The organism is Vibrio sp. IB15 (assembly GCF_016406055.1).
Taxonomy (GTDB): Bacteria; Pseudomonadota; Gammaproteobacteria; order Enterobacterales; family Vibrionaceae; genus Vibrio; species Vibrio chagasii.
On the sequence record NZ_JAEFCE010000037.1, the window covers coordinates 42,924 to 50,141 of the forward strand.

The 7,218-nt window shown below is 42.6% G+C and carries 5 protein-coding genes; all 5 read left to right on the forward strand.

Annotated elements, in window-relative coordinates:
* Position 1 precedes the first annotated feature (1 nt).
* The 5 genes from JC606_RS14510 to JC606_RS14530 all read left to right on the forward strand — a co-directional run bounded on the left by JC606_RS14510 (position 2) and on the right by JC606_RS14530 (position 7,117).
* A complete protein-coding gene (locus JC606_RS14510) occupies positions 2 to 1,591 on the forward strand; it encodes a response regulator (RefSeq protein WP_198778838.1) in 1,590 nt (529 codons plus the stop codon).
* Positions 1,585 to 1,917 carry an Hpt domain-containing protein gene (locus tag JC606_RS14515; RefSeq protein WP_008216978.1) on the forward strand — a complete coding sequence of 111 codons (333 nt, stop codon included), beginning with the start codon at positions 1,585 to 1,587 and terminating at the stop codon, positions 1,915 to 1,917. Before JC606_RS14510 ends, JC606_RS14515 begins: the two co-directional genes overlap by 7 nt.
* 435 nt (positions 1,918 to 2,352) lie before the next feature.
* Positions 2,353 to 5,562, forward strand: a complete 3,210-nt coding sequence (locus JC606_RS14520; protein ID WP_198778839.1) for a response regulator — start codon at positions 2,353 to 2,355, stop codon at positions 5,560 to 5,562.
* A gap of 9 nt (positions 5,563 to 5,571) precedes the next feature.
* Positions 5,572 to 6,048 carry a hypothetical protein gene (locus tag JC606_RS14525; protein ID WP_198778840.1) on the forward strand — a complete coding sequence of 159 codons (477 nt, stop codon included), beginning with the start codon at positions 5,572 to 5,574 and terminating at the stop codon, positions 6,046 to 6,048.
* A gap of 1 nt (position 6,049) precedes the next feature.
* Positions 6,050 to 7,117, forward strand: a complete 1,068-nt coding sequence (locus tag JC606_RS14530; protein ID WP_137408222.1) for a sulfate ABC transporter permease — start codon at positions 6,050 to 6,052, stop codon at positions 7,115 to 7,117.
* Positions 7,118 to 7,218 lie beyond the last annotated feature (101 nt).

Below are 7,218 nucleotides of genomic sequence, written 5' to 3' on the forward strand. Positions count from 1 at the left end.
AATGGGTTTGACCTTACCAGGAGACCTAAGGGTGTTAATCGTCGACGACTCTAAGAGTGCGACGATTCTGATCAAACAACAGCTTGCTAGTTTAGGCATTGCTCACGAGTGTATTTTCATTGCGACAGATTATCGACAAGCCATTAGGGCTGTCGAGACGCATGCGTTTCATGTTTTGCTCATTGATTATCACTTAGAGCAGTCATTTACCGGCTTTGAGCTACTAAGTATTCTGTATCGTAATCGTCTTATCGACCACACGGTTGCAACAATTTTAGTCTCCGGGGATATGCGCCAAGAAACAGTACTTACCGCCCTATCAGGAGAGGCTCACCATTTTATTTCTAAGCCAATTAACACTCAGGTATTAGGCAAAAAAATCAAAAGTGCTGTATTCGAGTCAAGACAAATTGACCAACTCAACAGCCTATACCCTATTACGACACGGGAATTGCTTAAACAGGCATTAGAAATAACCAGCGAAAAATCTAATGTTCAATTCGAAGCAACACTGATTGAGCACTTGATCGCAGGGAAGAAGTGGCAACTGCTCTCTAGTCTAATCACTCACTCTAAAACTAATATGCACCCAACCAAATTGGTCGCAGAAGCGTTAATTCTAGATAGCTTAGGAAAACCGAACTTGGCGATAGAGAAACTGCACAACTATCTTATCGTTCAACCATTATCCCTGAACGTGATTGATTGCCTCAGCTGTATTTATGAAAAACACAAGATGCTACTGCCCGCTTTAAAATTGGCTATTCGTGCATTTGAGATGACACCAAGTATTAGTCATCGAGCAATCAGAGCTATCGATTTGGCCGAAAACGCTGATAATACACACATGCTCATTAAGCTTGGGGAGATGTACGCAAGCCATATTTCACCCGCCGATATCGACGTAATTCATTCAATTGGAACCCATTTCAATTCCATAAGAGCAACGTACCAAAGAGAAACTCAAGTACAAAATAAACGTCTTTTGCTTGAGCACGCCTCCCAATTTACCGAATTGGTCAATTTGAAGCTACCAGCCAAACTTCAACAACAAGTATTAGCAAGCCTAGCACTATTCCAAAGCAATATATTGTTGATTGAAGGCAGCCCGTTAGTTGCGCACAAAAAAGTGATACGAGCGACTAAATTGTTAGCTAATCAGTTTTACAATCAACCGACTTCACTGCTATCGCAATTTTTACCTTTGCTATGCCACTTTGGTGAATATTCATTGTATCACATCGTCGAGGAATGTTTGAAATTACGCGGTGAGGCAATAAACGATAAACTTGACTCTCGAAAAGACGATCCTTCGAATTGTATCAACATCGGAAGCTCAGGATCGATCCAAGAACTACGCGACTTTATTACCAATTATCCCTATTCAGTCGCCGCTAAGCTAGACTACCTTTACGCTGTCAATAACGCATGCGTTGAAACAGACCTTAGCGACGAATACGTGGAAGATCTTATTCAGTTAGACCTTCCTCCTAGATGGAATCAATGGATTAGTGACTCATCAAAATATGGTTATTCCACTAAGCCGCCCAGCCCATTTTCAACATGCAGCCGACAGGAGTCTATATGCTAGATTTTGATGCTTTAAATGCCTACCTAGACAATGACAGAGATGTCATTTTTGCCGTGTTATCAACCTACCAAGAAGACCATGGTAATTCATTACAAGAGATCGAAGAACTGGTGCAACAGCAAGATTGGGGCAAGCTTCATTTCACGGTGCATACCTTAAAAGGCATATTAGCCAGCTTCGGGGAAGAGACAGCAACCGTTGCCCTCGAAAGAGTTGAACAAAACACGTTTAACAAAGTTGCTCCTGAAGCTGATGACCTTTCACTCATCTACAGTGAGATGAAAATTATTAATCAACAAATCGATGAAGTGCTCAGCACCTATTAATCTGGATGTCGTCCCTATTAATCAAGGAAGTCGTCCCGCTGACTCCATGTTGTCCCACCACCAAATAACGATCAGTGCTGAGGTTTTGTAGAATCACAGAACCTCTACACTTGTCATTTTCGTGAATAATTTATTCCTTTCGTATTACCTATGAGTTCAAATCGTTTGGATGTATTTAAGTAGCGAAGCTACTCTATACGTTTAAATTTTATGAAAATGAAAACTGTATACCCATCACCATGTATTAGAAAGAGAGTTTAAAGACCTATACAAATGTGATTAGAAGTAAGAACTATTCATTCAATCAAAATAAGCATCGGATTCATAAGAAGTTATACTCCTCCCACACTTCAAAAAAATTAACCCGCACAAAGTTTCAATATCGCTATTTTTACTCTACTGTTTTTAGATAAAAACAGTTGGATGGATCCTTATATGGCTAATACGGTCTGGAATAACCTTTCAGTCAAACATAAACTCTTTGGCTTAGTTCTACTTCCCATTTCACTTTTGCTCTTCCTCGCTGGCAGACAAGCCTATATCTTGACGACACAGTTAACTGATTTTGAGCGAACCAATCAGTTATCTGTCTACCTTCAAGATATTTCTATCTTATACAGAAGCACCTTAGCGTCGAGTCCTGAAGAGTTTACCGCTCAAAGTGAACAAGTTAAGTTAGAACTCAAAACCTTATCTCCTATTATCTTCCTCGGGGCTTCTGATGACATGGATCAGTTAGTCGCGGATTTTAGCGAAGCTACCCTATCGACTATGGAAGCAACGGACACTTACGATAAATTGGATGCCCAGGAGTGGCAGAGTGATTTATACAAACAGTTGTTGCTAGAGATAGAAAAAGTACCGTTCGAGAATACCAAGCGAGAAATCCAACAGCACCTGACCGCCTTACAACAACTCGAATGGTTAATGTTCTGGTCGAACGAAGAATTTAAATTGGGTACCTCACTTATTGAGATATTCCAAAGTAGCCAAGAATACGATCCCGAACTCGCAGAACAGATTAAAACCCTGAGTGAAAGGCAACAACTGTTTTTGGAACGCTTCGTGTCATTGAATGCCAATGAACACCAGGTTTCACTAATGGTTGAAGTGTTCAGAAATGATGTGTTTGCTCAAAGCCAAGAAATAAGAAACGCTCTACTAGATCTCAACGCTCTCAGTGGGTTAACACCTCAAGAGATATCTGTAGGCTTGGAAGCAATGAGCGCGCGACTGAACCTATTACAGAGTTTAGGGAACGTCATCAAACAAGAGTTCCAAGTTGAAGTTGAACAAGCAATCTCAGCGGCTCAAGTACAAAGAACATTATTCATCTCTTTAGTCGCCCTACTCGCAACGATTGTTATGGGCTTAACGCTGAGCTTAGCAAGACAGGTAACCAATAATCTTGGTTTGGTTCTGAAGTTCTTAAAGAGTGAGGATAATGAAACTCGCCCTTCTCTGGAAAAGCTCATTCAAGGTAAAGATGAACTGAGTCTATTCGCTCAACAAGTCGAACGTTTAACTATCGAGAGAGAACACGCCAAAGAAAAACTCACGCAAGCAAAAGAAGACGCAGAGCGAGCGAAAGATCACGCAATACAAGCGAGTAAGGCAAAAAGCAGCTTCTTAGCCAACATGTCACACGAGATTCGTACTCCGTTAAATGGCGTTATCGGTATCTCAGAGATCCTTTCTGATACTCCATTAACCCCGACACAGCGTGATTATGTAGACACCATAGAAACCTCTTCTCAACTCTTGCTCAGCTTAATCAATGACATTTTAGACTTCTCGAAAATCGAATCGGGTATGTTACTTATCAGCCCACATTCTGCGTCTATCCGCGAATCAATTTATGATATTGCGTCGATTGTTGCGCCAAAAGCCAAAGAACAAAAAATATCAATCAACGTTGATATCAGCCCGGATACTCCAGCTCGAGTGATGATCGACGATCACCGTCTAAGACAAGTCCTGATGAACTTCATGTCGAATGCTGTCAAGTTCACAGCTGAAGGTGGCGTTACCCTCTCAATCAACACACTCCAACAAGCTGATGACAAGGTTAAGGTTCGCTTTGCAGTGCGAGATACGGGGATTGGTATCGATAAGCAACAGCAAAAACAGATATTCGAACCTTTTGCGCAAGAAGATGACTCGACGACTCGTCAGTTTGGGGGCACTGGTCTTGGACTTGCCATCAGTACTCAGCTCGTAGAACTAATGGGCGGACAAATACAATTAGACTCAGTGAAAGGCGAAGGTAGCTGTTTCTATTTCGACTTAGAATTAGCGGTTGATCTAAGGCTACCTAAACCAAGCACGGCTTCTTCCGACATCTATATTCTTGGGCATGCCAACGTGCTTTCAGAGCGTATCGATAATGAACTAAAACTGTATGGACTTGATGTCGCTCAAACCACCGATAATACGAGCGTGATTATTGACCGCATAGCTAACCAGGCACACACAAAACCGATTACCGTCATCTTTGCCGAAGATGATAAGCTCCAAGCCAGTGACTACGCTGATAGCTTAGACACACTTCATAAAAATGGCGCTACCATTTGTTTGATTCGATCCTTCCTCAGCGACCCTGCGGATATCGGTCAATGTATCACGGCTCAAGTATCACAACCCCTACTGGGTCTACGCCTAATCAAAGCCGTCGAGCTGTGTGATACGCAGGGTTTGGCTGAACTGTCCAATTCGAAACAATCGGAACTTCAAGTTCAGCAAAAGATTTTGATAGTCGAAGATAACAGGATTAATCAGAAAATCGCAGGGCTGCACGTCGGCAAAAGCGGCTTTGAATTTGAATTCGCCAATAACGGGCAAGAAGCCGTGGATATGTTTACTGCCAACCCTCATTACGCCGCCATTCTCATGGACTGTATGATGCCCGTAATGGATGGCTTTGAGGCAACGGGTCACATTCGTCGTATTGAGAAACAGACAAAGTCGACCCGCCGCATTCCTATTATTGCGTTGACTGCCAGTGTCATCGATGACGACATTCAAAAGTGTTTCGATGTGGGTATGGACGATTACGTGCCTAAGCCGTTCAAATTCGAGATGTTAAAAGAGAAAGTGCTAACGGCAGTAGAAGCAATACCACTGCCGGCAACACACAATACACTGCCAAAGTTCAATTCGACAGTCCCCCCTATCCACAGTGCCGCATCAGTGACGCAGGCACCTAAATTAGCCAGCGCAACCCAAACCATATTGCCTGAAGAACCAAAGGAAGAATTGATACCAAGTAAGTCTGAAAAGATCCTCTTGGTAGAAGACAACCGCGTAAACCAGAAAGTAGCCTCGGTTATGCTTAAAAAAGCAGGTTATGCCTTTGAAATCGCGGACAACGGACAGATTGCCGTTGTTATGTACCAGAGCGACAGCAGTTTCGACGTCATTTTGATGGACTGCATGATGCCTGTGATGGATGGCTTCACCGCAACCAAGGAGATTAGAGAACACGAGAAAAACCTAGGCTTAACAAAGACTCCTATCATCGCCTTAACCGCCAGCGTTATCGACGATGATATTCAAAAGTGCTTTGATTCGGGAATGGATGGTTACGTTGCGAAGCCCGTAAGAAAAGAGAAACTATTCCACCAAATTGAAAGCGCGACTTGCTAGGAGAAACCAATGGATTGGAAGAAAACAATAAAAACATTCCAGTGCAGAGCTGCGTTCATCGCCGTACTAGGGCTATTAGGAAGTCTACTTATTGTTAGCCCAGCTCATGCAGCGGAAGACTACGCCATATTCTCTTTAGACACAGAGTTTGAAGCGATTTCTATTAACAAAGCAAGAAAGCTATATCGAGGAAAAACCAAACGTCTTAACGGCAAACGTGTAGAACTGTCAGATTGGCCTGAAAACAGTGCTGAAAGAGAGGAATTTTACCAACTATTACTTGGAAAGAACGCCGCTCAAATGAATGCTCATTGGGCCGGTTTATCTTTTTCAGGAAAAGCTCGTTATCCAAGAGAAATCAAAACGGCGTCAACAGACAGCTTAGTGGACTGGCTCGGTGACAAACCAAACCGTATTGGTTACTCCCCACTCTCTTCGGTACCTCAAAATGCCAACGTTCTCTACGTTATAAGTTCGGAGAAATAACATGAAAAGAATAATTACGTCAGTACTATGTGCTTCAATTGCTTCTCCGGCTTTCGCCATTATCGAACTCACCGATAACTTATCCTTGAGTGGCTTTGGCTCCACCTCTTGGGCAACATCTGACAACGATAATCCATTGATTATTAATCGCGGATTTACCGATGAAAGTTGTTACGATTGCGATACGAGTTTCGGTGTCCAACTCGACTATTTCTACAACTCATTTAAAGCGTCGGTACAAGTTGTTAAAGCTCCTCAGTACGACTGGAGTGACCCGCAATTAGAATGGGCTTACCTTGGTTATGAATTCAATGATTTTGATGTCAGTATCGGGCGATTGAGACTGCCTCTCTTCCTTGCATCTGAGTACTACTATGTTGGGCAAGCCTACATGACAGCAAGGCCACCTACAGAAGTGTATAACGCCGTATTAGGTATAACCGCATTTAACGGGATTAAAGTCAGCTGGACTCATGATGTGAGTGATGAGGCAACGCTGTTACTCTCCCCTTTCTTTGGCGTAAAAGACAAAAACGAAGTTGATTTTAATTCGAGTACAGAACTGGAATTTGAAACCAATCGCATGTTTGGTGCCAACCTTCAGTTAAGTGGAGAGAACTATCGTTGGAATTTGTCCTTCCTCGACTCCAACTTTGATCAGACCGTTAAGATTAAAAACGTTGGTGCGTTACCCACTGCAGACAATCAACACATCCAGCTTTGGTCTTTGGGTGCTGAGTATGAATTTGGTCAAGCGGTGCTATCAAGTGAAGGACAAATCAGTGACTTCTCTTCATCGATGTATGCAAGTCTAGGCTACAGATTGAATTCGTTTACGCCTTATGTCGTTTATGGTGCTGAATTTGACTCAAACGAACACCTCACAGGCAACAGCTATTTGATTGGTATCGATTACGACGTATTGCCGAACGTTTCCCTCAATGGTGAGGTACAATACTTTGAAGCTCGTAAGACAAACGGCGCCTTTGTTGAAGACTTCTACCCGCTGGGTACTTTTGATGATAAAGATGCAGTGCTCTATACCATTATGCTGAGTTTCGTCTTCTAACCTCTACTGAGAAAACACAAAACCAGTAAAGCGAAAAACCCAAGACTGAAGTGACCCCGTAAAGTTGGACATTTCTGTTAAGCGGCTTTCAAGGCCTGAGT

Bases quoted from the DNA above. Each gene is read 5' to 3' on its own strand.
- JC606_RS14525 (WP_198778840.1), top strand. From the start codon at position 5,572: ATGGATTGGAAGAAAACAATAAAAACATTCCAGTGCAGAGCTGCGTTC.
- JC606_RS14520 (WP_198778839.1), top strand. From the start codon at position 2,353: ATGGCTAATACGGTCTGGAATAACCTTTCAGTCAAACATAAACTCTTT.
- JC606_RS14510 (WP_198778838.1), top strand. From the start codon at position 2: ATGGGTTTGACCTTACCAGGAGACCTAAGGGTGTTAATCGTCGACGAC.
- JC606_RS14515 (WP_008216978.1), top strand. From the start codon at position 1,585: ATGCTAGATTTTGATGCTTTAAATGCCTACCTAGACAATGACAGAGAT.
- JC606_RS14530 (WP_137408222.1), top strand. From the start codon at position 6,050: ATGAAAAGAATAATTACGTCAGTACTATGTGCTTCAATTGCTTCTCCG.